Source organism: Pseudomonas sp. AP19 (assembly GCF_001728855.1).
Classification (GTDB): domain Bacteria; phylum Pseudomonadota; class Gammaproteobacteria; order Pseudomonadales; family Pseudomonadaceae; genus Aquipseudomonas; species Aquipseudomonas fluorescens.
Map to the genome: position 1 here is coordinate 82986 of NZ_LXJP01000003.1, position 26272 is coordinate 109257.

Annotated in this window: 23 protein-coding genes; 11 read left to right on the forward strand and 12 right to left on the reverse strand. The window is 60.5% G+C overall.

The window, feature by feature from the left end:
- Nucleotides 1-5 precede the first annotated feature (5 nt).
- Complete coding sequence (locus tag A7D21_RS35740; protein WP_096236759.1) at nt 6-155, reverse strand: hypothetical protein; 150 nt, start codon at nt 153-155, stop codon at nt 6-8.
- Between the two features lie 194 nt (nt 156-349).
- Here A7D21_RS35740 and A7D21_RS04210 point away from each other — a divergent pair, with 194 nt between their 5' ends.
- The 4 genes from A7D21_RS04210 (at nt 350) to A7D21_RS04225 (ending at nt 5666) form a co-directional block, all read left to right on the forward strand.
- Nucleotides 350-799 (forward strand): EVE domain-containing protein, encoded by a 450-nt coding sequence (locus tag A7D21_RS04210; protein WP_053258581.1) that lies wholly within the window; start codon nt 350-352, stop codon nt 797-799.
- A 69-nt stretch (nt 800-868) separates the two neighbouring features.
- Nucleotides 869-1834 (forward strand): HlyD family secretion protein, encoded by a 966-nt coding sequence (locus A7D21_RS04215; protein ID WP_053258812.1) that lies wholly within the window; start codon nt 869-871, stop codon nt 1832-1834.
- Nucleotides 1831-4548, forward strand: a complete 2718-nt coding sequence (gene rbbA / locus A7D21_RS04220) for a ribosome-associated ATPase/putative transporter RbbA (protein WP_069551135.1) — start codon at nt 1831-1833, stop codon at nt 4546-4548. Before A7D21_RS04215 ends, rbbA begins: the two co-directional genes overlap by 4 nt.
- Nucleotides 4548-5666: an ABC transporter permease gene (locus A7D21_RS04225; RefSeq protein WP_053258583.1), complete on the forward strand. Its 1119-nt coding sequence runs from the start codon at nt 4548-4550 to the stop codon at nt 5664-5666. Before rbbA ends, A7D21_RS04225 begins: the two co-directional genes overlap by 1 nt.
- A gap of 144 nt (nt 5667-5810) precedes the next feature.
- Here A7D21_RS04225 and A7D21_RS04230 read toward each other — a convergent pair whose 3' ends face one another.
- Nucleotides 5811-6218, reverse strand: coding sequence for a flagellar basal body-associated protein FliL (locus A7D21_RS04230; RefSeq protein ID WP_053258584.1), 408 nt, complete (start codon nt 6216-6218; stop codon nt 5811-5813).
- A 150-nt stretch (nt 6219-6368) separates the two neighbouring features.
- On the opposite strand from A7D21_RS04230, the gene A7D21_RS04235 reads away from it, so the two are divergent.
- Nucleotides 6369-7346 carry an NADPH:quinone oxidoreductase family protein gene (locus A7D21_RS04235; RefSeq protein WP_069551136.1) on the forward strand — a complete coding sequence of 326 codons (978 nt, stop codon included), beginning with the start codon at nt 6369-6371 and terminating at the stop codon, nt 7344-7346.
- A 292-nt stretch (nt 7347-7638) separates the two neighbouring features.
- Entirely contained in the window at nt 7639-8976 is a 1338-nt protein-coding gene (gene glpT, locus A7D21_RS04240) for a glycerol-3-phosphate transporter (protein WP_053258586.1), read from the forward strand.
- Here the strand turns inward: glpT and A7D21_RS04245 are convergent.
- A complete protein-coding gene (locus A7D21_RS04245) occupies nt 8973-9626 on the reverse strand; it encodes a gamma-glutamylcyclotransferase (RefSeq protein WP_053258587.1) in 654 nt (217 codons plus the stop codon). The genes glpT and A7D21_RS04245 overlap by 4 nt on opposite strands.
- A 26-nt stretch (nt 9627-9652) precedes the next feature.
- Entirely contained in the window at nt 9653-12040 is a 2388-nt protein-coding gene (locus A7D21_RS04250; protein ID WP_053258588.1) for a TonB-dependent siderophore receptor, read from the reverse strand.
- A gap of 286 nt (nt 12041-12326) precedes the next feature.
- Here A7D21_RS04250 and A7D21_RS04255 point away from each other — a divergent pair, with 286 nt between their 5' ends.
- A complete protein-coding gene (locus A7D21_RS04255; protein WP_053258589.1) occupies nt 12327-12803 on the forward strand; it encodes a hypothetical protein in 477 nt (158 codons plus the stop codon).
- Nucleotides 12804-12865: 62 nt separating this feature from the next.
- Here A7D21_RS04255 and A7D21_RS04260 read toward each other — a convergent pair whose 3' ends face one another.
- The 6 genes from A7D21_RS04260 to A7D21_RS04285 form a co-directional block, all read right to left on the reverse strand.
- Nucleotides 12866-13834, reverse strand: coding sequence for a CDP-6-deoxy-delta-3,4-glucoseen reductase (locus A7D21_RS04260; RefSeq protein WP_053258590.1), 969 nt, complete (start codon nt 13832-13834; stop codon nt 12866-12868).
- On the reverse strand, nt 13834-15300 hold the full coding sequence (gene ubiD, locus A7D21_RS04265) for a 4-hydroxy-3-polyprenylbenzoate decarboxylase (RefSeq protein WP_053258591.1): 1467 nt from the start codon (nt 15298-15300) through the stop codon (nt 13834-13836). Before ubiD ends, A7D21_RS04260 begins: the two co-directional genes overlap by 1 nt.
- A gap of 59 nt (nt 15301-15359) precedes the next feature.
- Nucleotides 15360-17363 (reverse strand): acyltransferase family protein, encoded by a 2004-nt coding sequence (locus A7D21_RS04270; RefSeq protein ID WP_053258592.1) that lies wholly within the window; start codon nt 17361-17363, stop codon nt 15360-15362.
- Between the two features lie 154 nt (nt 17364-17517).
- Nucleotides 17518-18777, reverse strand: coding sequence for a transcription termination factor Rho (gene rho / locus A7D21_RS04275; RefSeq protein ID WP_003176825.1), 1260 nt, complete (start codon nt 18775-18777; stop codon nt 17518-17520).
- 234 nt (nt 18778-19011) lie between these two features.
- Nucleotides 19012-19341 (reverse strand): thioredoxin TrxA, encoded by a 330-nt coding sequence (gene trxA / locus A7D21_RS04280; RefSeq protein ID WP_015886460.1) that lies wholly within the window; start codon nt 19339-19341, stop codon nt 19012-19014.
- A 119-nt stretch (nt 19342-19460) separates the two neighbouring features.
- The gene (locus A7D21_RS04285; RefSeq protein ID WP_053258593.1) at nt 19461-20156 is read right to left on the reverse strand and encodes a FadR/GntR family transcriptional regulator; all 696 of its coding nucleotides are present in this window, start codon (nt 20154-20156) and stop codon (nt 19461-19463) included.
- A gap of 255 nt (nt 20157-20411) precedes the next feature.
- On the opposite strand from A7D21_RS04285, the gene A7D21_RS04290 reads away from it, so the two are divergent.
- Genes A7D21_RS04290 through A7D21_RS04305 form a run of 4 tightly spaced genes read left to right on the forward strand, consistent with a single transcriptional unit; the run spans nt 20412 to nt 23254 of the window.
- Nucleotides 20412-21197: a transporter substrate-binding domain-containing protein gene (locus tag A7D21_RS04290; RefSeq protein WP_053258594.1), complete on the forward strand. Its 786-nt coding sequence runs from the start codon at nt 20412-20414 to the stop codon at nt 21195-21197.
- Between the two features lie 17 nt (nt 21198-21214).
- Nucleotides 21215-21883 (forward strand): amino acid ABC transporter permease, encoded by a 669-nt coding sequence (locus tag A7D21_RS04295; protein ID WP_017736949.1) that lies wholly within the window; start codon nt 21215-21217, stop codon nt 21881-21883.
- Nucleotides 21880-22530 carry an amino acid ABC transporter permease gene (locus A7D21_RS04300; protein ID WP_053258595.1) on the forward strand — a complete coding sequence of 217 codons (651 nt, stop codon included), beginning with the start codon at nt 21880-21882 and terminating at the stop codon, nt 22528-22530. Before A7D21_RS04295 ends, A7D21_RS04300 begins: the two co-directional genes overlap by 4 nt.
- Complete coding sequence (locus A7D21_RS04305) at nt 22517-23254, forward strand: amino acid ABC transporter ATP-binding protein (protein WP_017135248.1); 738 nt, start codon at nt 22517-22519, stop codon at nt 23252-23254. Before A7D21_RS04300 ends, A7D21_RS04305 begins: the two co-directional genes overlap by 14 nt.
- Here the strand turns inward: A7D21_RS04305 and A7D21_RS04310 are convergent.
- A complete protein-coding gene (locus A7D21_RS04310; protein WP_053258596.1) occupies nt 23226-23777 on the reverse strand; it encodes a hypothetical protein in 552 nt (183 codons plus the stop codon). The two genes, A7D21_RS04305 and A7D21_RS04310, sit on opposite strands and share 29 nt — an antisense overlap.
- Complete coding sequence (locus A7D21_RS04315; RefSeq protein WP_053258597.1) at nt 23767-26268, reverse strand: fimbria/pilus outer membrane usher protein; 2502 nt, start codon at nt 26266-26268, stop codon at nt 23767-23769. The genes A7D21_RS04310 and A7D21_RS04315 overlap by 11 nt, the downstream gene beginning before the upstream one ends.
- Nucleotides 26269-26272: the final 4 nt, after the last annotated feature.

The following is a 26272-nucleotide window of genomic DNA, read 5'->3' on the forward strand; positions in this document are numbered from 1 at the left end:
AGGTGTTAACGCTTGAACGGGTGTGGCTGCTGCTGAGCCAGTTCAACGGGCGCATCGGTCTTGTTCGACCACAAGCTCTGCGCATACCCGGTGGTCACGACGCCCAGACCAAACAAAATGACCAAAATCCATAGTAAATCCGGTTTACGTTGCATCGATTGCCCCCCTTCAGGCACCTCGTACACGATGACAACAACGTTCCAAAGTAGTCCGTTGCAGCTGCGTCAAGCTTAAAAGCGGGCATTCTGCGGTAACGTGAACCAACACGCAAACCTTGACGCCAACCGACTGTCGGTTTGTCATGGAATTGCCCGACAACTTATCCAATGCCTTTTTTTGGAGCGTAAAAATGGCCTACTGGCTGATGAAATCCGAGCCCGACGAACTCTCCATCAACGGCCTGGAAAAGCTCGGCGAAGCGCGCTGGGACGGGGTTCGTAACTACCAGGCGCGCAATTTTCTACGCGCCATGGCGGTGGGTGACGAGTTCTTCTTTTACCACTCCAGCTGTCCCGAGCCCGGCATCGCCGGAATCGGCAAAATCATCGAGGCTGCCTACCCGGACCCGACCGCACTGGAGCCGGACAGCCATTATTTCGACGCCAAGGCCAGCCCGGAAAAAAATCCGTGGAGCGCGATCAACGTGGCACACGTTAAAACCTTCCCCAACGTGCTGGGCCTGGGCTACCTGAAGCAACAAACCGCCCTTGCCGAACTGCCCCTGGTGCAAAAGGGCAGCCGGCTTTCGGTCATGGCGGTCACGCCTGAGCAGTGGGCCGCAATCATCCATTTGCTTTAACTGATCGATATCAAGACCCCCAGAGGGAAAACCGGTCACACTGGAACGCTAATGCCGCAGGATGCAGCCATGTCTACGAACCGCCATATGTCGCGCCTTTTCGCTATTGCCCTGATCGCCCTGTTGCTGGGTGCCGGTGGCTTCGGTTACTGGCGTTCCACCCAGGACCGCCTGCCAGAAGGCTTGAGCATGGGCAATGGGCGCCTGGAATCCACCGAAGTGCAGATCGCCGCCAAGATCCCCGGGCGCCTCGCCGAAGTGCGCGTGGATGAAGGTGACAAGGTGCTCAAGGGCCAATTGCTCGCGCGCATGGACACCCGCACCCTCGAAGCCCAACGTGCCCAGGCCGAAGCCGAAGTGCTGCGCGCCAAGGAAAACTTCGCCGCCGCCGAGGCCAACGTGCAACTGCGCCAGAGTGAACAACTGCTGGCCGGCCAGGAACTCAGGCGCACCCAGGAACTGTATAAGCGCGGCTTCGCCAGCAGCCAGTTGATCGACCAGCAGCAAGCGCGTCAGAACACCGGCAACGCCGCCGTGGTCGCCGCGCAAGCTCAGGTCAATGCGGTGAAAGCCGCCATTGGCGCGGCCCAGGCCCAAGTGGCCCAGCTCACCAGCGAAATCGACGACAGCAGCCTGCGGGCGCCCATCGACGGCATCATCCAGTTACGCCTGGCCGAGCCGGGTGAAGTGCTCGGCGCGGGCGGGCGTGTGTTGTTGCTGATTGATCCCAATGATCAGTACATGAACCTGTACCTGCCCGCGTCCATCACCGGCCGCCTGACCGTCGGCAGTGACGCGCGCATCCTGCTCGACGCCCTGCCCCAGCAACCGCTGCCGGCGAAAATCAGTTTTGTCGCCGACAAATCGCAGTTCACGCCCAAGGAGGTCGAGACCCGCGACGAGCGTCAGAAGCTGGTGTTCCGCGTCAAGCTGCGCCTGACTCAACCCAGTGCCGTACCGCAAGCCAAACCGGGCATGCCCGGCGCCGGCTACGTGCGCACGGCTGATATCGACTGGCCGGCCAACCTGAAATGACCGCCCTGGCGCTGCACGCCACGGGGATCAACCACCGTTACGGCAAGCAACAGGCACTCATCGACATCGCCTTCAGCTTGCCGGCCGGCACCCGCTGCGGCTTGATCGGCCCGGATGGCGCGGGCAAGTCCAGCCTGCTGGGGTTGATCGCCGGGGTTAAAAAGCTTCAGGCGGGGCAACTGGAAGTGCTCGGTGGCTCTATCGAAGACCGCCGCCACCGCAACAGCCTGTACCCACGCATCGCCTTCATGCCCCAAGGCCTGGGCGGCAACTTGTATCCCGAGCTATCCATCAGCGAAAACATCCGCTTCTTCGCCACGCTGTTCGGCCTGTCGAGAGCCGATTGCGAGCAGCGCATGCACAACCTGCTGCTGGCCACTGACCTCGCACGCTTCGCCGAGCGCCCGGCCGGCAAGCTGTCCGGTGGCATGAAGCAGAAACTTGGCCTGTGCTGCGCGCTGATCCACGACCCGGACCTGCTGATCCTCGACGAGCCCACCACCGGCGTCGACCCGCTGTCGCGTCGACGCTTCTGGGAACTGGTCGAAACCGTACGCCACGAACGCCCGCAGCTCACGCTGCTGGTGGCCACGGCCTACATGGAAGAGGCCGAACAGTTCGAACATTGCCTGATGCTGGATCGCGGCAAACTGATCGCCGACGGCTTGAGCCACGAGCTGGCGGCCACCACACCCAGCGGCAAACTGGACGAGGCCTTCACCCACTTCCAGGGCGACAGCGCCCACAACAATCAACCGCTGGTGATTCCACCGCGTGAAAGCGGCAACACTGATATCGCTATCGAAGCCCACGACCTGACGCTGCGCTTTGGTGATTTCACGGCGGTGGATAAAGTCAGCTTTGCCATCGGCCGGGGCGAGATTTTCGGCTTCCTCGGCTCTAACGGCTGCGGCAAAACCACCACCATGAAAGTCCTCACCGGGCTGATGCCGGCCACCGAGGGCAGCGCCACGCTGCTCGGCAACCCGGTGAATGCCAAGGACCTCGCGACCCGTAAGCGCGTGGGTTTCATGTCGCAAAGTTTCTCGCTGTACGGCGAACTCAGCGTGCGCCAGAACCTGGTGCTGCATGCGCAACTGTTCGATTTGCCCAAGGCCGACAGCGGCCCGCGAATAGATGAGTTGATTCAGCGTTTCGATCTGGGCGACGTGGCCGAGCAGCCGTCAGGCGAGCTGCCCCTTGGCCTGCGTCAGCGCCTCTCATTGGCCGTGGCCGTGTTGCATCGCCCCGAAGTGCTGATCCTTGATGAGCCCACCTCGGGCGTCGACCCGGCGGCGCGGGATGATTTCTGGCGATTGCTGATCGAGCTGTCCCGCGAACAGGGCGTGACCATTTTCCTGTCCACCCACTTCATGAACGAGGCCGAGCGCTGCGACCGCATCTCGCTGATGCACGCCGGCCGAGTACTGGCCTGCGACACACCCGCAGCCCTGCAACAACAATTCCACGGCGACACGCTGGAAGCGGCCTTCGTCACCTGCCTGCAGCAAGCCCAAGGCGAGCCCGAACCCGCCGCGCCCGCCGCGACCGTCAGCGAAACCAGCGCGCCGCCGGTCAGCAAACACGGGTTCAGCCCGGCTCGGCTGTTGGCCGTGGCCAGCCGCGAAGGCAAGGAGCTGCTGCGCGACAAAGTGCGCATGGCCTTCGCCCTGCTGGGGGCGATGTTCATGATGGTGATCTTCGGCTACGGGATTTCCCTGGATGTGGAAAACCTCGCCTTCGCCGTCTACGACCAGGACCAGACGCCGCAAAGCCGTGCCTACCTGGAAGCCTTTCGCAGCTCGCGCTACTTCGCCGAACAAGCGCCCATCCGCGACGCAAACGAACTGCACCGTCGCCTGCAGCGTTCGGAAATCAAACTGGCGCTGCAAATCCCGCCCGGTTTTGGCCGCGACCTCTACGCCGGCCGCCAACCCACCGTCGCCGCGTGGCTCGACGGCGGCATGCCGTTTCGCGCGGAAACCAGCCGTAACTACGTGGAAGCCGTGCATCAGGGCAACCTCCAGCAACTGGCCGCGCTGAGCAGCCTGCCCGTGAACACCCAAGCCGCCGCCAAGCTCGAAACGCGCTTTCGCTACAACCAGGACGTGGTCAGCGTGAATGCCATCGGCCCGGGCGTGATGGCGCTGATCCTGGCATTTATCCCCGCGATGCTCACCGCGCTGGGCATCGTGCGCGAGAAAGAGCTGGGCTCGATCACCAACTTCTACGCCACACCCCTGACCCGCCTGGAATTCCTGCTCGGCAAACAGGCGCCGTACCTGGCCGTGAGCCTCGTGAACCTCGCGCTGCTGGTGGCGATGAACCGCTGGCTGTTCGGTGTACCGTTTAAAGGCAGCGGGTTGACCCTGGCATTTGGCGGCCTGCTGTACGTGCTGGCCACCACCAGCATGGGCCTGCTGATCTCAGCGTTCACCCGCACTCAGATTGCGGCGATCCTCGGCACCATGATCATCACCAGCCTGCCGACCATCCAATTCTCCGGGCTGATCGTGCCGCGCTCGTCCCTGGACGGTGCGGCCGCAGTGATGGGCACGCTGTTCCCCGCCGGCCACTTTCTGGATATCGCCGTAGGCACCTTCACCAAAGCCCTCGACCTGCGCCAATTGTGGCCGCAGTGCCTGGCGCTGTTCGGGTTTTTTATCGGGTTCACCGGGCTGAGCTTAATCATGCTCAAAAAGCAGGAGGCCTGATGCACAAGCTCGCTCACATCCTGCGCCTGGGGATCAAGGAACTCACCAGCCTGCGCCACGACAGCGTGTTGCTGCTGTTTCTGGCCTACGCCTTTACCGTCGCGATCTACATGCCTGCCGCCGGCTCGGTGATTGGCGTGCACAACGCCAGCGTGGCCTTTGTCGATGAAGACCACAGCGCGCTGTCCCGGCAGATGGCCGAAGCATTACTGCCACCGGAATTTCAACCACCCGCGCCGCTGGCCTATGACCAACTGGATAAGGTCATGGACAGCGGCGAGTACACCTTCGTGATCAACGTGCCGGCAAATTTCCAGGCCGACCTGTTGGCCGGGCGTCAGCCGGGCGTGCAGGTGAACGTCGATGCCACGGCGATGAGCCAGGCGTTCATGGGGGCCGGCTACATCGGCAGGATTTTCCAGCGTGAGTTGCTCAGCTACAGCGGCCAGGCCGAGTCCAGCCAGACGTTACCCGCGCAGCTGACCACCCGGGCGCTGTTCAACACCAACCTGGAAGGCGGTTGGTTCCTGGCGGTAATCCAGATCGTCAACAACATCACCATCCTGGCCATCGTGCTGACCGGCACCGCACTGCTGCGCGAGCGCGAGCACGGCACGCTCGACCATTTATTGGTACTGCCCCTGACCGCACTGGAAATCATGCTGGCGAAAATCTGGAGCAACATGCTGGTGGTGGTGCTGTGCACGTGGCTGTCTCTGGAGCTGGTGGTCAAGGGTTTGCTCGGCGTGCCGCTGGCCGGGTCCATGAGCCTGTTCCTGTTCGTGACCGCGCTGTATCTGTTTGCGAGTACCGCACTGGGGATCTTCCTCGCCACCCTTGCTCGCTCGACGCCGCAATTCGGTTTGCTGGCGATTCCGGTGATCATCCCAATGCTGTTGCTTTCCGGTGGCAGCACGCCGCTGGACAGCATGCCCGAGTGGTTACAGTGGGTGATGCAGGGCTCACCGTCGACCCACTTTGTGAGCCTGAGCGCCGCGATTCTGTTCCGGGATGCGGGCGTGAGTGTGGTGTGGCCGGATTTGCTCGCGCTGGCGGCGATTGGCCTGGTGTTTTTTGCGGTGGCATTGGCCAGGTTTCGCAAAAGCCTGGCTTCTTAACGGTGACGAACGGGCTTGCCCCGCGTTGGGCTGCGCAGCAGCCCCCTTCAAATTCACCACAGTGTTTCAGGTGTACCGAGGCGCAGGGTTTTCGGGCGGCTTCGCCACCCAACGCTGGGCAAGCCCGCTCGCCACAAGGACCCGTTACTGGATGATCAAGTTGTTGAACAACAGGTCTTCCACCACCGGCTTGCCGGTTTCGTCGTTCATGACTTGCTGGGTTTGCTTCAGGGCTTGCTGGCGCAGTTTTTCTTTGCCTTCGACCGTACTCATCGCTTCGTTGGTCTGCTGGGTGAACAGCCCCACCAGTTGGTTACGAATCAATGGCTCGTTGGCTTTGACCGCGGCAAGGGCTTCGGGGCCGGTCACACGCAAGGCGATATCGGCCTTGAACACCTTGAGTTTTGTTGTGCCATCCAGGCCGTAGTTGCCCACGAAGGGCGGGTTCAAGCTGTAATAGCTGACCTTGGGTGCCTCGCCTTCTTTCGCTTCTTCGGCCTGGGCTGCCATCGGCAAGGTCAGGGCGAGCATCAACAGGATCCACGCTTTCACAGTTCATTCCTCAAATTCGGTTGCCGGGTAGCATAACGCTAGCAAGGCTGAGCACAAGCTTATGGCGACTTATCAGGCCCGGGCATGCTCGTTGACCCACGGGCGTACCCTCCTACACTTATCGGCCACGACGCCAAAAGGAATAGTCCGATGAAAGCTGTGCTGTGCAAAGCCTTCGGCCCCGCCGAAACCCTGGTGCTGGAAGAGATCGCCAGCCCGGCGATCAAGAAGAACGAAATCCTGTTGGACGTGCACGCGGCCGGGGTCAATTTCCCGGACACCCTGATCATCGAGGGCAAATACCAGTTCAAACCGCCCTTCCCGTTCTCGCCGGGTGGCGAAGCGGCCGGGGTGGTCAGTGAAGTCGGGGAAAAAGTCAGCCACTTGAAAGTCGGCGACCGGGTCATGGCCCTGACCGGCTGGGGCAGCTTTGCCGAGCAGGTCGCCGTGCCGGGCTACAACGTGCTGCCAATCCCGCCGAGCATGGATTTCAACACCGCCGCGGCTTTCAGCATGACCTACGGCACCTCGATGCACGCCTTGAAACAAAGGGCCAACCTGCAACCGGGCGAAACCCTGTTGGTACTCGGTGCCTCCGGTGGCGTGGGCCTGGCGGCCGTGGAAATCGGCAAAGCCATGGGCGCCCGGGTAATCGCCGCTGCCAGCAGTGCGGACAAACTGGCCGTGGCCAAGGCCGCCGGTGCGGACGAGTTGATCAACTACAGCGAAGCCAACCTGAAGGACGAAATCAAGCGCCTGACCGACGGCAACGGTGTCGATGTGATCTACGACCCGGTCGGCGGCGATCTGTTTGACCAAGCGGTGCGTGGCATCGCCTGGAACGGCCGTCTGTTGGTGGTGGGCTTTGCCAGCGGGCGCATTCCCGAGCTGCCGGTGAACCTGGCGCTGCTCAAGGGTGCGTCCGTGGTCGGAGTGTTCTGGGGTTCGTTCGCCCAGCGCCAGCCGCAGGACAATGCGGCGAACTTCCAGCAGTTGTTCACGTGGTACGCCGAGGGCAAGTTGAAGCCGTTGGTGTCGCAGGTGTATCCGCTGGAGCAGGCTGCCCACGCGATCAACGACCTGGGGCAGCGCAAGACGGTGGGCAAGGTCGTCGTTCAGATCCGGTAATGATTTGAAACGCGGTCAATGTGGGAGCTGGCTTGCCTGCGATTGCGGTGAGTCCGCTCCAACAAATGCAGCTGACAGACCGCAATCGCATGCAAGCCAGCTCCCACATTTTGATCTCCAGTGCTTCGAAGAAGCTGATTACGGCCCATACTTATCTATTCGCGACATGTTCGTAAGAGAACATGCAATCGCTCGGATTTCCTGTGTTTGCGGATAAGAGGCAATGCTATTTTCGGTAACGAAACTGTAACATTCGCATCCGCAGTCAAAACAAGAAATTTGGAGCTCTTGAATGTTTGCTTTCTTTCGTCCTGCCGCACATCAGGCGCCCCTGCCTGAAGAAAAAATAGACAGTACCTACCGACGACTGCGCTGGCAGATCTTCGCCGGTATTTTCTTCGGTTACGCCGGGTATTACCTGCTGCGCAAAAACTTCTCGCTGGCCATGCCGTACTTGATCGACGAGGGTTACACCCGGGGTGAGCTGGGCCTGGCGATGTCGGCCATTGCGATCGCCTACGGCTTGTCCAAGTTCTTGATGGGCCTGGTGTCCGACCGCTCCAACCCACGCTATTTCCTGCCCTTCGGCCTGCTGATATCGGCGGGCGTGATGTTCATTTTCGGTTTCGCACCTTGGGCAACGTCCAGCGTGACCATGATGTTCATTCTGCTGTTCATCAACGGCTGGGCTCAGGGCATGGGCTGGCCGCCAAGTGGACGCACCATGGTGCACTGGTGGTCGCAGAAAGAACGCGGCGGTGTGGTGTCGGTGTGGAACGTGGCGCACAACGTCGGCGGCGGCCTGATCGGCCCGCTGTTCCTGCTGGGCATGGCGTGGTTCAACGACTGGCACGCAGCGTTCTATGTGCCGGCGACCGTGGCATTGGCAGTGGCGGCGTTTGCCTTCATCACCATGCGCGACACCCCGCAATCGGTCGGCCTGCCGCCTATCGAGCAATACAAGAACGACTACCCGGAAGGCTACAACGCCAGCCACGAAGACGAATTCAGCGCCAAGGAAATCTTCGTCAAGTACGTGCTGCGCAACAAAATGCTCTGGTACATCGCCTTCGCCAACGTCTTCGTTTACCTGCTGCGCTACGGCGTATTGGACTGGGCGCCGACTTACCTTAAGGAAGCCAAGCACTTCGACGTGGATAAAACCTCGTGGGCGTACTTCTTCTACGAGTGGGCGGGCATTCCGGGCACGCTGCTGTGCGGCTGGATGTCGGACAAGATCTTCCGTGGCAACCGAGGCCTGACCGGCATCGTGTTCATGGCGTTGGTCACCGTGGCGACCCTGGTTTACTGGCTCAACCCGCCAGGCAACCCGATGGTCGACATGATCGCGCTGTTCTCCATCGGCTTCCTGATCTACGGCCCGGTGATGCTGATCGGCCTGCAGGCGCTGGAGCTGGCACCGAAAAAAGCGGCGGGCACCGCTGCGGGCTTCACGGGCCTGTTCGGTTACCTGGGTGGTTCGGTGGCAGCCAGTGCGGCCATGGGCTACACCGTGGACCACTTCGGCTGGGACGGTGGTTTTGTGTTGCTGGTGGGCGCATGCCTGCTGGCGATTGCGTTCCTGATCCCAACGCTGTGGCACACCAACAGCGTCAGCTCGGCGCGTTAATTCCCGCCGCAGTCTTTGGCACAACGCTTGAGCCGCGCCTCCAGGTTTTTATCTGGCATGGCGTGGCTACGCAGGGCGTTCACGGTCTGCTCGACATAATCGCGAGTGGTGCCGTAACGCCCGCAAGCGCTTTCCAACACGTGATTAAGCACGATATCGGGCAGGTTGCCGGCATAGCTGGGCAAGTGCCGCTCCAGCACAAACCCCAACGCCTGTACCTGGCTGCCATCTTCCAAGCGGCAACTGAGCCAGTGCGGCCGGTACGACGGGTAAGGCATCTCACGCTGCCACAAGGCATACAGCGAGGCCTCAAGCTGGTCTTCCGGCAAACGGTAGGCAAACCCGCTGCAAGAACCGCCGCGATCCAGGCCGAACACCAACCCCGGTGACTCCGGCGTGCCTCGATGCTCGTGTGACCACAGGTACAAACCCCGGTGATAACCGTGAACCCGTGCACGCATGCGCTGGGTCGACGAGCATTCCGGACGCCAGATCAGCGAACCATAAGCGAATAGCCAGACCGGCCCCCCCTTATGCTTGGCCATGGTGGCCTGCATCGAACTCATTAATTGCTCGTGAGTCAGTTGCGGCCCCAGATCGAGCCGCGGAGGGTAAGCCAATTGCAACAGATCGGTTTCAATAACGGTCATGGCGGATCGCTTAGGTCTCCTGCGTGTTACCAGTTGTAAGCAACTTTACCGTAATAAAACGCGCCGCTGTAACCGTACGGCGAAAAAGTGCTATAGGCGAGGTTGCCACCGCTGCTGGCGTAGGCATTGACCTTCTCCGGGTATTTATCGGTGACGTTGTCGCCGCCCAGGGTGAAGGTCCAGCTCTTGAGCGTGTAGTCCGCCGACAGGTCCAGTACCCAGGCCGCCTTGAAGGTCTGGTCGTTGATTGTGTCCGCCTGGTAACTGGTGAATTCGCCGTAGCGCACCAGATTGCTGTGCAGTGCCCAGCGGCCATAGGTGAAATCGTTACCCAGGCTCAGCTTGTGCTGAGGAGTGGTGTCGCCGAGCAAACCGATACGCTCGCGGCGGTCCACCCGCACCAGGTTGGCGCCCAGGCTGTCGAGAATGGCCGGGTTGGCCTTCACGTCCGTCACCTTCGTGTGGTTGTAGTTGTAGCCAACCGTGCTGTTCCAGCGGATGCCATTGTCGAACGAGTAACGGTAGTTGGCCACCAGATCGACGCCGTCGGTACGGGTGTCGGTGGCGTTGGTGAAATAGCGGGCACTGGTGTAGTTGATGTTGCCGACACCGTTGGCTTGCAGGTAGGCAATGGTGGCCGGGTTGAGATTGAGGTTGGACGACAGGCTGATGCGGTCGCGGATGTCGATGCGGTACACGTCGAGTGTCACGGTCAGGTCATCGGCAGGTTCGAGCACCAGGCCAAGGCTGTAGTTACGCGACTTCTCGGCTTTCAGGTCTTCGGCGCCCAGCAAGCGGGCCACCTGGCTGTTCGCCGGGAAGGTGCCGGCCTCCTGAATGGTGCTGCCGATCAACTGTGACGAGGTGTAGGCAAAGTTCTGCTGGGCCAGGGAAGGCGCACGAAAGCCGTTGGAGATGCTGCCGCGCAAGGCCACTTGCGGGGTGAAGTCATAGCGGGCCGACAGCGAGCCGCTGACATTGGAGCCAAAGTCGCTGTAGTCCTCATGACGCACGGCGGCCGACGCGCTGAGTTTTTCGGTGAAGTTGGTTTCCAGGTCCAGGTACTGGGCCCAGTTATGCCGTGAACTGCTGCCGGCATCGGCATCACGGAAACCACCCAGGCCCGAGCTGCCGGTCTGGTAGTAGGACGCCGGGTCGCCGGCGTCGATTTCATAACCCTGGCGCAGGTATTCGCCGCCAAAAGCCACCGACACCGGGTAAGGCAGGAAGCCCACGTCGAACTCACGGGACAGGTCCAGGCTGACCTGGCGCTGATCGTTGCTCAAGGTGCCGTTGTTAAATTTGCGCGGCGTGGCCAGGCCGAGTGAGGTGTTGATGGTTTCGGTGCCCAGTTCGTACTGGTTCTTGCCGTAGTTGGCCGACAGGTCGTAATGCCAATCGTAGGCCAGCAAGCCGCGCAGACCGACCACCAAGGACGTGTCCTCCAGATTGCCCTTGATCAGCGGCAGATAGCCATTGGGGTTCAGCGCCGGGATGTTGTTGGACGCGTTGCTCGCCCGATAGAACGCTGCTGTCTCGCCACGGCGCTTGCTGTAGCCGCCGAAGGTGTAGAACTCGGCCGCATCGTTGAAGGAATATTCGGAGTTGAACTGGAATTTGCCTTCATTGGTGGCCGGCTCGCCCTGACGGAACACGCGCTGGCCATAGGTGGTGGAACCCACGCTGCCAGGACGGAAATCGTCACCGGCGCGGTTGGTGTAGTCGTTGTCGGCACCCTCGCCCGAGACGTTGATAAAGCCGTTGTCACCCAAGGCAAACCCGGTATTGCCGCTGACGTTGCGCTGGATGCCGTCGCCCTTCTTGTACTCGCCGAACTTGGTCGAGACTGAGCCGCCGTGGTCGTCGTGCTTGAGGATCACGTTGATCACCCCGGCAATCGCGTCCGAGCCATAACGCGCCGACGCGCCATCGCGCAGCACTTCGATATGGTCGACCGCCGACAGCGGGATGGCATTCAAATCCGCCGGCGCCGAACCGCGCCCCACCGCCCCGCCCAGGTTGACGAAAGCACTGGTGTGGCGGCGTTTGCCGTTGACCAGCACCAACACCTGGTCCGGCGACAAGCCGCGCAACTGCGCCGGGCGCACCAGTTCGGCGCCATCCACCAGGCTTGGGCGCGGGAAATTGATCGACGGAATCAGGCGTGCCAACACCGCACCCAGTTCATCCGAGCCAGTGCTGCGCAGGGTATCGCCGGATATCACGTCGATGGGTGACAGCGAAGCACTGGCGGTGCGCTCTTGGGTGCGGGTGCCGGTGACGATCACGGTGTCGAGTTTTGGTGCGTCGGCGGTAACAGTTTCGCTCGCAAGCACTGGATTGAATCCCACAGCGGTCAGCAAATTGGCCGACAAAATCGCTGAGTACAGCGTGTGTTTTTGATTGCTCCCCATACCGCTCCCCTAAGAATCAACAATCAGAACTTCAATGCTCTGAGTTCGTACGATCGATCCGGCTGGCGGGCGGTGGCGGTCAGTGAGTGGTTATCGGCAGATAGTCGGTAGTCCGTTGCTTATAGCTTAATGAGATTTTCCCTACATCAGTAATACCGTAAATGAATAAGCATAGGCGCCCGAGCTTTCAGCGCAGGTTCAGGCCATGCAGGACGTTTACCGCCAAACTGACGACGTTAGCGACCCCACATTAGCCGCCTATCCGAACGACTATCGAGGTCGAACCATGAAATACTTTTATTGCGGCCTGCTGCTGTTGGCACACGCCGCCAGCGCCTTGGCCTCTGAGGCTGTCACCGAAAACGACAAAGGCTTCTGGTACGCCCAGACAAGCCTCTACACCCGGCACTTTTCACCGGACTCACAACACAATAACAATCAGGATTTGATCAACCTGGAGCGCAACGAGGCGTCAGGGCTGGTGTATGGCGGGGCGACGTTTCGCAACTCGTTCAGCCAGCGTTCGTACTACGTCTACGCCGGCAAGCGCTTCGATATTGTCGATTCGCCGTTTTACGTGAAAGTGACCGCAGGCGCACTGCAGGGCTATCGCGGCAAGTATCGGGACAAAATCCCGCTCAACCGTTACGGCGTGGCACCGGCGATCATTCCGTCTGTGGGAGTCCACTTCGGCCCGGTGACCAGCGAGCTGGTGTTGCTGGGCTTCAATGCGGCAATGCTGACGGCAGGCGTTCGTTTCTAAGAACGCCGCCTACCTATGTGGGAGCGGGCTTGCCTGCTCCCGCACGGGTTCAGCTCAAGGGTTCAAGGGCGCGGCGCGTAGGCAAACACATCAGCGCGCATCTGATGCGCATCCATGCCGGCGTCGACCAATGCGTCCAGCGTGCCGTAGATCATCGCCGGCGAACCACTGGCGTAGACATGCACGGCCTTGAGGTCGCTGATGTCTTCACACACAGCCTCATGCAGCAGCCCGCAACGCCCTTCCCAACCGCACAGGTCGCTGACCACTTTGTGCAGGAACAGGTTGGGCAGTTGCTGCCATTGGTCCCAGTGTTCGATTTCGTAGAAGTCTTCCGGGCGGCGCACGCCCCAATACAGGTGCACCGGGTGCTTGAAGCCCGAGGCGCGGCAATGCTCGATCAGGCTGTGCATCTGCGCCATGCCCGTACCGGCGGCGATCAGCACCAGCGGCCCGTCCGGCAGTTCAGCCAAGTGCGTATCACCAAACGGCAGTTCAATACGGGCCATCTGGTTGCGCTGCAACTGCTCGATCAGGTTGCGCGCACTGTCCTCGCGCACCAGCACATGCAGTTCCAGCTCGCGCCCGGCGTGGGGCGCCGACGCCAGCGAAAACGCCGACTTCTCGCCGTTGTCCCGTTCGATCATCAAGTATTGCCCGGCGTGGTAACGCAGCGCTTTACCGGCCGGCGCGCGCAGGCGCACGCGCCACACATCGCCACCGACTTCCACGCACTCACTCAATTGGCACGACAACTTGCGCAACGGCAACTCTCCCGGCGCCAACACGCCATCCCACAGCACAACGCAATCTTCCAGCGGTTCGGCGATACAGGTGTAGAACTCACCATGGTCGCGCACTTCGCCGGCTTGCTGCACCCGGCCCTCCACCAGCAGCGCAGCGCACACATGGCACACGCCATTACGGCACGCCTGCGGGCACTCGTAGCCCAGGCGGCGAGCGCCTTCGAGGATTCGTTCGCCAGGGACCAGCTCCAGTACCGCGCCGGAAGGTTGCAGGGTTACACGCATCAATCTATTCCCAATTCTTTCCAGATCGCATCGACGCGCGCGGTCACGGCTTCATCCTTGACGATCACCCGACCCCACTCGCGGGTGGTTTCACCCGGCCATTTGTGCGTGGCATCCAGGCCCATCTTCGAGCCCAGGCCCGACACCGGCGAAGCAAAGTCGAGGTAGTCGATCGGCGTGTTGTCGATCATCACCGTGTCGCGCTTGGGGTCCATGCGCGTGGTAATGGCCCAGATCACGTCGTTCCAGTCCCGGGCATTGATGTCGTCGTCGGTGACAATAACGAACTTGGTGTACATGAACTGTCGCAAAAACGACCACACGCCGAGCATTACCCGCTTGGCATGGCCTGGGTACGACTTCTTCATGGTCACAATGGCCATGCGGTACGAGCAGCCTTCAGGCGGCAGGTAGAAGTCGGTGATCTCAGGGAACTGCTTTTGCAGGATCGGCACGAACACTTCGTTCAGCGCCACACCCAGAATGGCCGGCTCATCCGGCGGCCGGCCGGTGTAGGTGCTGTGGTAGATCGGCTTGATCCGGTGGGTGATGCGCTCGACGGTGAACACCGGGAAGCTGTCGACTTCGTTGTAGTAGCCGGTGTGGTCGCCGTAAGGGCCTTCATCGGCCATTTCGCCCGGATGAATCACGCCTTCGAGGATGATTTCAGCGGTGGCTGGCACTTGCAGGTCGTTGCCACGGCACTTCACCAGCTCGGTGCGGTTGCCACGCAGCAGGCCGGCGAAGGCATATTCGGACAGGCTATCGGGCACCGGGGTCACGGCGCCGAGGATGGTCGCCGGGTCGGCGCCCAAGGCTACGGACACCGGGAACGGCTTGCCAGGATGTTTTTCGCACCACTCACGGAAGTCCAGTGCGCCGCCACGGTGGCTCAGCCAACGCATGATCACTTTGTTACGGCCGATCACTTGCTGACGGTAGATGCCCAGGTTCTGGCGATCTTTGTTCGGGCCCTTGGTGACGGTCAGGCCCCAGGTGATCAGCGGGCCGACATCGCCGGGCCAGCAGGTCTGCACCGGCAGCATGGCGAGGTCGACATCATCACCCTCGATGACCACTTCCTGGCACACCGCGTCCTTGACCACTTTAGGGGCCATGGCAATGATCTTGCGGAAGATCGGCAGTTTCGACCAGGCATCCTTCAAGCCCTTGGGTGGCTCGGGCTCCTTGAGGAAGGCCAGCAGCTTGCCGATCTCGCGCAGTTCGCTGACCGACTCGGCGCCCATGCCAAAGGCCACGCGGTCGGGGGTGCCGAACAGGTTGCCGAGCACCGGGATATCAAAGCCGGTCGGGTTTTCGAAGAGCAGCGCCGGGCCCTTGTTACGCAAGGTACGGTCGCAAATCTCAGTCATTTCCAGCACCGGGGAAATCGGCACCTGGATACGTTTCAACTCTCCGCGCTGCTCAAGTTGCTGCACGAAATCCCGAAGATCCTTGAATTTCATTAACCATGCCACCCGTAAAATAGGCGTACATCCTACCTGCTCTTACGAGCGCTGGCAGCTTATTGCACGTCATTGCGACTCACATCCGACTCAACGGATGCATGGCGCAAGCTGCGGAAGAGGGGTTCAAGGAACCCCTCCACATACCGCGTGCCCACGCTTGAAAGGTGATTGTCATCGGTATACAGCGACTGGCCACCCAGTTCGACCCGACACCAACCGTTGGCAGCACACAGCGTCGGCGCCGGGTCCAGGAGCTGGACTCCCGAGTCAGCCGCGGCGATTTGCGCAAAAACGCTGCTGATATAGGCCTGTCGCTGGACGTGTTCGGCCAGTGGCAAGCCTTCTCGGTCGGTCGGGCGACCCAACATCGCCAGGCGACTGAGTCGATAAGGCACATTGAAATCCTGCAGCGGCACCTCCTTGACCAACCAGACTCGGTGGCCGCCGGCACGGAGTTGCTGCACCAACGCCCTCAACCCCTCGGAGAACAATCGCTCGGCAATAGCACGGTCATACTTGCCCGTCTCCGGGTCATGGATCGACGCGCCTGTATCACCGGAGTGCTGGCCATAAACGTAGAGGCTCCAGCGCGCGACCAACACCACATCACTGAACTGTTCCTGGCTCAACAACCGGGTGACGCGCTCGTTGAACGCACTGCAGCCTGGGGTATTTTCTTTCCTGTAAAAAGGCAGACAGCCGGCATAACCGGCCTGGGTGATGCTGAAGTCGTACTTGCTGGCCCCATCTTTCAACGCCGGAATCAGCGCCGAGGCATGGCTGTCACCCCAGACGATTGCACGGGCCGAGTTCGCCGGTGGACCAAAATGGCACAGCTTACGGTGCGGGTCTTTCTTGTCGTCCGACAGGCAACTCATGAGTGTGGGGCTCCAGGTACGCGCCTGGGCGTATTGCAATGCCTGGGGCGGCAGCCGCGATGCAAAACCATCCGACCAAACCAGGCTTTTGCCGACCAGGCCCAGGCTGGCAAGCCCAAGGAAACCCGCGACCAGAATCGACCTGCGGCCTGCCAGCAGGCGCCGCTCACGGAACGGCCCTTCGACAAACCGCCAGGAGGCATAACCCAACACCAGGCTCACAACGAACAGAGCCACAAGCTCCCAGGACGACAGGCCAAAGATACTGGCGTACTTGCCAAACACCAGCACCGGCCAGTGCCACAGGTACCAGGAATAGGAAATCAGCCCAATACCCACCAGCACGCGACTGCCCAGCAACCGCCCTGCCCACGTTGGTTGCTGGCCGTTGGCCCAAATCAGCCCCACCACCCCCAATACGGGCAACAAAGCGGCCGCCCCTGGGAAAGCGGTGCGGTCGTCGTAACCAAATACCGCCACCATAATCAGGCCAAGGCTGAGCAGGCTGACGCCTTGCGCCAGCATCGGGCTTGCCCGCCGAGCGGGCACCGGCATGACGGCCAGCATGGAACCGGCCAACAATTCCCAGGCTCGCATGGGCAGCAGGAAGAACGCCTTGTCCGGTTCCCGAGACACCGCCCATACGCTCGCCGCAAATGACACCAGCAGCAACACAAACAAGGCGCCACGCCATTGCTTCAGCCGGCTCGACAGCAACGCCAGCAAGAGTGGAAAGGCAATGTAGAACTGCTCTTCAACCGACAGCGACCAGGTGTGCAACATGGGCTTCATGTCGGAGGCCGTGTCGAAGTAACCGTCCTGACGCATGAAGAACAGATTGGAGATGAAGATCACCTGGTTGTGTATCGACCGCCCCAACTCTGAGTAGTCTTTGGGCGCCATCAAAAACCAGCCGACGACCAATGATGCGGACATCATCACAATCAACGCCGGCAGGATACGCCGGGCCCGCCGCGCCCAAAATTCCACAAAACTGAAATGCCCGGCTTGACGTTCGCGCCAGATGATCGAGGTGATCAGGAACCCTGAAATCACGAAGAACACGTCAACGCCGACAAAACCGCCAGTAACGCCAGGTACTCCAAAATGAAACAGCACAACAGCCAGGACAGCGATGGCGCGCAAGCCATCAATGTCCCTTCGGTAAGCAAGAGCGGTCATAAATCGTCGATCAGCCTGATTCGGATGGAGGTGAGTGTATCCGCACCCACCTTTTTGTTTCTTAACTGACACTATTAGCGCACAAATCTCTCTTTTTCGATGCAAAAAAAATGGCGCCACAAAGGGCGCCATTTTTTGGACCTGAAGCGTCGTATTACTTACGCTTCATCGACAAGAAGAACTCATCGTTGGTCTTGGTGGTTTTCAGCTTGTCGATCAGGAACTCGATGGCGGCTACTTCGTCCATCGGGTGCAGCAGCTTGCGCAAAATCCACATGCGCTGCAGTTCGTCATCGGCGGTCAGCAACTCTTCGCGGCGGGTGCCGGAACGGTTGATGTTGATCGCAGGGAACACACGCTTTTCCGCGATACGGCGGTCCAGAGGCAGTTCCATGTTGCCGGTACCCTTGAACTCTTCGTAGATCACTTCGTCCATCTTCGAGCCGGTTTCAACCAGCGCGGTGGCGATAATGGTCAGCGAGCCGCCTTCTTCGATGTTCCGCGCGGCGCCAAAGAAACGCTTTGGTTTCTCCAGGGCGTGAGCATCGACACCACCGGTGAGTACCTTGCCGGAGCTCGGGATCACGGTGTTGTAGGCACGGGCCAGACGGGTGATGGAGTCGAGCAGGATCACCACGTCTTTCTTGTGTTCGACCAGGCGCTTGGCCTTCTCGATCACCATTTCGGCAACCTGCACGTGGCGGGTTGGCGGCTCATCGAACGTCGAGGCAACCACTTCGCCGCGCACGGTGCGCTGCATTTCGGTTACTTCTTCCGGACGCTCATCGATCAGCAGCACGATCAGGTGAACTTCAGGGTTGTTACGTGCGATGTTCGCTGCAATGTTCTGCAGCATGATGGTCTTACCGGCTTTCGGCGGTGCGACGATCAGGCCGCGCTGGCCTTTGCCGATCGGGGCGCACAGGTCGATAACACGACCGGTCAAGTCTTCGGTGGAACCGTTACCGGCTTCCATCTTCATGCGCACGGTCGGGAACAGCGGGGTCAGGTTCTCGAAGAGAATCTTGTTTTTCGCGTTCTCGGGACGATCGAAGTTGATCGTGTCGACCTTGAGCAGGGCAAAATAACGCTCGCCTTCCTTCGGAGGGCGGATCTTGCCAACGATGGTGTCACCGGTACGCAAGTTGAAGCGACGGATCTGGCTCGGCGAGACATAGATGTCATCGGGGCCGGCGAGATAGGAAGCGTCTGCAGAGCGGAGGAAGCCGAAGCCGTCCTGGAGAATCTCCAGCACGCCATCACCGGAGATTTCCTCGCCGCTTTTCGCGTGCTTTTTGAGCAGGGAGAAAATCACGTCCTGCTTGCGCGAACGGGCCATATTTTCTATGCCCATTTCTTCGGCCAATTGGAGCAGGTCGGTAATCGGCTTTTGCTTGAGTTCAGTCAGATTCATATAGGAATGACGTAATCATTTATGGAGGGGGGAAATTAAGCTTTTGGCTTAATGAGGCCGCGCCGCAGAGAAGGCGACAGGATCGCGTACTAATCGAAAAGGAATGCGTCGGCGACGGCTTACAGGGGGCAGTGGAGAAACCAGTGCGGGGCCGAATGTACCACCTGAGTTTCGGAGCGTCTAGCCCTGTTTCACGAAAAAGCCCCGCGATTTGCGGGGCTTTTTTGACGACGCTTAGATGTTCGCGTCGAGGAAAGCTTGCAGCTGCGACTTCGACAGCGCGCCCACTTTAGTGGCCTCGACGTTACCGTTCTTGAACAGCATCAAGGTCGGGATACCGCGCACGCCGTGCTTGGCCGGGGTTTCCTGGTTGTCGTCGATGTTCAGTTTGGCAATGGTCAGTTTGCCTTCGTAGGTCGTTGCAATGTCGTCCAGGACAGGAGCGATCATTTTGCAAGGGCCGCACCATTCAGCCCAGTAGTCAACCAGCACCGGGCCAGCAGCCTTGAGTACTTCGGCCTCAAAGGTCGCGTCGGTGACGTGCTTGATAAGATCGTTGCTCATGGATGTCTCCGGATTGTAAGCAAAAAAAACGTTGCCCATCATAGCCGCCCTTCCCTCGTTCAGGAAGCCGCCTCTGATTGACTCTTGCTATGACGACGCATGAGTTTGGGTATAGCCACTCAGGGCGTTACGGGCGTCACGAACGCTATGCCCGTGCGCAACGCCGCATTGCGTACGTGTTCCTGCATGGTTTTCTGCGCCGCCGCACTGGAACGCCGGGCCAGTGCACGCAGGATCTTGCGATGCTCCTGCCACGTTTCCATGGCCCGCTCCGGTCGGATGAACGGTAGTTTCTGACTCTCCAGGAACACCTCGGCGCTGGCACTCAAAATGCTCACCATCGCCTGGTTACCGCTGGCCAACAGAATCCGTTGGTGAAATTCGAAGTCCAGTCGGGCGGCGGTTTCAAAGTCGCCGGCCTTCAATACCTTACGCATTGCCTCGACATTGTCTTGCAGGCGGTCCAACTCATCGATAGTCAGCGTCACCGCCGCCAACCCCGCTGCAAATCCTTCCAGGGCATAGCGCAACTGGAAGATATCCAGCGGCGAGGCCTGGGCTGCAAAGGGCCAGGCAAACCCCGGCGGATCTTCCGCCGCCTGCACAAACACGCCTTTGCCGGGCTGCACACTGACCACACCCAAGGCACTCAAGGACGACAAAGCCTCGCGCAACGACGCCCGGCTCACGCCCAACTGCACCGCCAAGTCGCGCTGGGACGGCAATGCATCGCCCGCTGCGAAGCCCTGTTCCTTGATCAGTTTGCGGATGGCCTGCAGGGCCGCTTCCGGTACGGCTTGGGCGATGGAATTCATAAAAAACTCAAGGTTCCAGACAACTGAGCGGCTAGTTGTAAAGCTATTCGCGCCCGTCGGCAAGCCACGCCCCAAAGGGGCTCGCGCGGTTTTGTCGACGCTCGAAAAAGGTGCGAAAAGCGCCATCACTGTTCAGACCAGTAAGACCACCGAACCTCAACAAATTCCAGCGTTACAGACGATCAGAGAGGTGATGGCATGGGCTGTGCACTGAGCAAACTCAGAAAACCCCTTCGCCCTTTTCGGAGAGTTGCCATGACCAAGCGCTACAGCGCCCTGCTCACTGCCCTGTTTGCCAGCCTGATGCTGAGCCAGGCACCCGCCCAGGCCAATGGTCTGGAGGATATCGTCGCCCGGGGCACCCTGAAGGTCGCCGTCCCTCAAGACTTCCCGCCATTCGGCTCGGTCGGCCCTGACATGAAACCTCGCGGCCTGGACATCGACACCGCCAAGCTGCTGGCCGACCAACTCAAGGTCAAGCTGGAGTTGACGCCGGTCAACAGCACCAACCGCATCCCGTTCCTTACCACCGGCAAGGTCGACCTGGTGATTTCCAGCCTGGGCAAGAACCCCGAGCGGGAAAAGGTCATCGACTTCTCCAGGGCTTACGCGCCGTTCTACCTGGCGGTGTTCGGTCCGCCTGACGCAGCCATCAGCACCACCGACGACCTCAAGGGCAAAACCATCAGCGTGACGCGCGGCGCCATCGAAGACATCGAGCTGACCGCCGTGGCGCCCAAAGAAGCGACCATCAAGCGTTTCGAAGACAACAACTCGACCATCGCCGCCTACCTGGCTGGCCAGGTCGACCTGATTGCCAGCGGCAACGTGGTGATGGTGGCGATCAGCGAGCGCAACCCCAAACGTGTACCGGCCCTGAAAGTGAAACTCAAGGACTCGCCGGTCTACGTGGGCGTGAACAAGAACGAGCCGGCATTGCTGGAGAAGGTTAACCAGATTCTGGTGGCGGCCAAGGCCGACGGCAGCCTGGAAAAGAACGCGATGCAGTGGCTCAAAGAGCCGCTGCCCGCCGACCTTTGACGCGACGGAGCTGATTCATGGCCTATCAATTCGACTTTGTGCCCGTACTGGCCAATACCGACCTGCTGTTGCGCGGCGCCTTGTTCACGCTTGAACTGACGGCCATCGGCGCGATTCTGGGGGTTGCCCTGGGCACCGTCGGTGCCGTGGTGCGGGCGTGGAAGATCCAGCCGTTCGCCTGGTTCTTCGGCGTGTATGTCGAGTTGATCCGCAACACGCCGTTTCTGGTGCAGTTGTTTTTCATCTTTTTCGGCTTGCCGTCACTGGGGCTGAAAATCACCGAGTGGCAAGCGGCCGTGCTGGCGATGGTCATCAACCTGGGGGCTTACTCCACCGAGATCATCCGGGCCGGCATCCAGGCGATCCCTCGTGGTCAGCTGGAAGCGGCGGCAGCATTAGCGATGACGCGTTTTGAAGCGTTCCGCCATGTGGTGCTGCTGCCCGCTCTGGGCAAGGTGTGGCCGGCCCTGAGCAGCCAGATCATCATCGTGATGCTGGGTTCGGCGGTGTGTTCGCAAATCGCCACCGAAGAGCTGAGCTTTGCCGCCAACTTCATTCAGTCACGTAACTTCCGCGCCTTTGAAACCTACGCACTGACCACCCTGGTGTACCTGTGCATGGCGCTGATGATTCGCCAGTTGCTCAACTGGATTGGCCGACGGTTTGTGATGAGGAACAGCCGATGAGTGATTTTTCGTTCTGGGACATCGTGCGCAACCTGGCTGTCGGCCTGCAATGGACCCTGTTGCTGTCGCTGGTGGCCTTTGTCGGCGGTGGCCTGATCGGCTTGCTGGTGATGACGATGCGCATCAGCCGCAAAGCCTTCCCGCGCCATGTCGCGCGCACCTACATTGAACTGTTTCAGGGTACGCCGCTGTTGATGCAGCTGTTTCTGGTGTTTTTCGGCATTGCCCTGCTGGGGGTGGATATCTCGCCCTGGCTGGCAGCGGCGATTGCCCTGACTTTGTTTACCAGTGCCTACCTGGCCGAGATCTGGCGCGGCTGCGTCGAGTCCATCGCCCACGGGCAGTGGGAAGCGTCGGCCAGCCTGGCCCTTAACCCGCTTGAACAACTGCGTTACGTGATTCTGCCCCAGGCCCTGCGGATTGCCGTAGCACCTACGGTTGGCTTCTCGGTGCAAGTGGTCAAAGGCACCGCCGTGACCTCGATCATCGGTTTTACCGAACTGACCAAAACCGGCGGCATGCTCGCCAACGCCACCTTCGAGCCCTTTATGGTCTATGGCTTGGTGGCCCTCGGTTACTTCCTGCTCTGCTACCCCTTGTCCCTCAGTGCGCGCTATCTGGAAAGGAGACTGCATGCCTCTGCTTAGAATTTCCGCCCTGCATAAGTATTACGGCGATCACCATGTACTCAAGGGCATCGACCTGACGGTTGAAGAAGGCCAGGTGGTGGCGATCATCGGCCGCAGCGGCTCGGGCAAATCAACCTTGCTGCGTACCCTCAATGGCCTGGAGTCGATCAATGATGGCGTGATCGAGGTCGATGGCGAATACCTCGACGCCGCCCGCGCCGACCTGCGCAGTTTGCGGCAGAAAGTCGGCATGGTGTTCCAGCAGTTCAACTTGTTCCCGCACCTGACCGTGGGCGAAAACGTCATGCTCGCACCACAAGTGGTGCAGAAAGTCCCCAAGGCCAAAGCCGCACAGCTTGCCAGGCAGATGCTGGAGCGAGTCGGGCTGGGCGAGAAGTTCGACGCTTTCCCTGATCGCCTGTCCGGCGGGCAACAGCAGCGCGTCGCCATTGCGCGGGCATTGGCCATGTCGCCCAAAGTGCTGCTGTGCGACGAAATAACCTCCGCCCTGGACCCGGAGTTGGTCAATGAAGTGCTCAGCGTCGTGCGCCAACTGGCCAAGGACGGCATGACCTTGATCATGGTGACCCACGAAATGCGCTTTGCCCGGGAAGTCGGGGACAAACTGGTGTTTATGCACCAAGGCAAGGTGCATGAAGTAGGCGACCCCAAAACATTGTTCGCCAACCCCAAGACACCCGAGTTCGCCAACTTCATTGGTTCGGTGGAACAGCCGGGCTGATCAGTTCGAAACGGCCGTGCCCCTCAAGGTGCGTCTCGTCGCGTACCTCCAAGGCCTCAGCGGGCAGTTCGGTGTCGATATCGACCTGGGCTGTCAGCCGGCGCCCTGCTATCGGTAACCCTGCCGCCCGCGCCACCAAGGTCTGGCCGGGCAGCAATTGCCCGCTGGCAGGCTCGCCGGCCAAGTCGCTCGCCGCCCACTCCACAGCCCGCCCATCCACTTGGGCGTGTTTGAGGCTCAAGCGAAATCGCCCTTGGCGACCCAACACAAACCCCTGCCCATCTGCTGCAACACCAACAAACCGCAATGCCATTGCTGCAGGCTCAGTGCAAAAAACGTTCACGCGCAACCTACGCGTCGCAAGCACCAAGGCGGCCCTTTCAACACGCGCCTCTGTGCGGATGGCGCCATAGTCGATGCGTGGCTGGCTCACCGATAACCGACAGTTGTCGGCCAGGACGTCAGGTGCTGCCAGTACCGTGCAGAGCAACACCAAACGCAGCCTTTCAAACTTAACGGCCATGGCACACCGCCGAGGTCGTTGCATAGAATTTGTCATTATCTGGTTGGGTCTCAAGATCAATACGCAACACGCAGCTGGAAGAGTCAGGCAATGAAACCCGCAGGCTTTGCGCCTCATCGACGTCGTTGAGGAAAATCATGCCGTCACCCACCACGCTGGTCAGGAAGCGATCACCCTTGCCGAATACCGTGGCGCCTTGAGGCAATGGCCGGCCGTGCTGATCATGCGCGGTAAGCAACATGCGGCGCACGTTCACCACATCGAAATTCACGGCATTGAAGGACCCACGGCCTGCGGTGAGCATCTGGGTGCCGTTTTTCAGGTCGACGCGTTTGGGCAAGGACTGGGTTTGCACCTCGACTCGGCTGTTGGTGTAGGCCGGCAAGCCTGCGATCACCGCTTGCCCGCGGTAGTCCGTCCACACAGGGCCTTGGGGCGTCTCGACTTTTGCCGCGCCGATCTGCCCTACCGAGACGATGCCGAACGTGTCTTGCACGGCATACGGTGAGAACGTCAGGCCACCCGCGTGAGCCACCACGCCGCCCTGCAACTGCCCTGTGTAGCTGGTGCCCAGGGGGTCACGGCTGACACCCAGGCCAACGCGGGTATAACGCGGCAATAGATCCACATTGCCACGCACCGATTGCTCTCGGGCATTGAGGTCGCGCTCGACCCCCACTTCGTAATTCACAGACTCGTTGACCCGCTCGCTAAGCGCTGTGCCAGCGGTGAATCGGTCCCCGCGCCGGCTGGCGTAGCTATTAAGCCGACGATCTCGCCCAAGGGGCACACTGACCTGCAGACGCAAGGACAGATCATGCTCCACAGCTCTTTCATTTCGCTCGCCGGCAAGCGTGGCATCACGGCCCATGCGCGTACCGCCCACCTGCGAATCCGCAATCAACGCGACATCGGCGTGGCTGAATGACTTGTTCCAGGAGGCAGACACATGCTCGGTCGTTCGGCCGTCAAATTGAGACCCGTGGGTATAGCCCGCAGAAAATACGCCCAGCGTGGGATCGGCCCAGCTCAGGCTTGCCGTGTATTGGTTTTTGAAGCGCGAACCCAATTCATCGGCCGTGTATGAGCGGCCGGCCTCAAGCACCTCACGATACCCCCGGGTTTGGCTGGTTGCGCTGAGGTTGACGTCGATATTGGCGTAGACCGGGCTGCTGACAGACACGCTGCTGCGCGCCCCGGACACTGCACTTTTGCCGTCTCGGGAAAGGTTTTGCCGCGCAGCCACAGAAACTCGCTGGAAAAACACACTGCTCAGAGTGCCACCTGCCGACCAGTATTCATCCGTACTCAACAAGCCAAAGCCCGCAGACGAGTTGCGCCCCAAACCCCAGGTGCCGCTCCCCATGGCGACCACCGGTGACGGCCCCTCTTCACCCGCACTCTTGCGCAGCTTGCCAACCGAGAAATAGTAACCCGGTGCCGCCGGGGCAGCCCCCGCAAACGAGGCCGCCGGCACCACAAAGCTGCGCCTGGCACCCCGCACGTCGATCACGCTGACCTCCAGGTCACTGGTGCCATTGAGCAATGGCAATCCCGTTAGCCGGAAGGGACCTTCAGGCACCAGCGTGCTGTGAATCAACACGCCGGACTGGCGAACTTCGATCCGTGATTGGCTCTGGGCAAGCCCTTCGACCACGGCATTGTTGCTGCCCACAGCGACGCGTGATTGACCATCGGGGAAAAACTGCAGGCCAGATAACTGGACGCCACCAAACAGCGGGTTATGGCTGGATATCTGCCCCACCTGGAAAGTCGATTGCAGCGCGGCAATGTCCCGCTGTGCATAGGCGTATACATGCTCGGTACGGGCCTTGCCGTTATCGGACACATAGAATTGACGACTGCGAACAATCCAGTCCTCAAGGTTGAAGCCTGCCTCGGTATAAGCCGAAACGAACCGGCTGGGCGCGCTGCGCGAACGGCTGTCGAAACCCAGCACGTCGTAGTTGAACAACGCCGCTGCCCCGCCTTTGGAAAAATGCCCGGCGTCCCACTGGGGATCACGCAATGACTGGGTGGGCACCACCAGCGTCACCTCGTCCGTGCCGGGACGCAGCTTCACCATCGTCGTCGGAAATGCCCCCAAGAAATCATGGCAAGACTGGTCGGGCGTAGCGCCTTCCTGAATGATGGTGCCGGGCGTCACTAACCCCGCTTTCTCCAGTAACCCCGGGGTGAAGCACAAGCGGCCCTCGTGATCGAAGCGTGCATCCACCAGCCCCAGCGGGTTTCCATTGACCCGCAACCCCACCACCTGGACGCCTTCGCGAAAGCGCGCCGCGTTGCGAAAGTAGTCGGAGACCTTCGGGTCGATACCGTGGGCGGTGAGTGACGCGAGGTCGAAACCCTCCCCGAGCTCCAGTGCCGACACAAGAACGGGCAGACTCCACAGGGTCGCAAACCCTATGATCAGGGTGGGTCTGCAGGGCCAAAAATACGCTGCGATGCTTTGACTCGAAGGGTTCGACATGAGT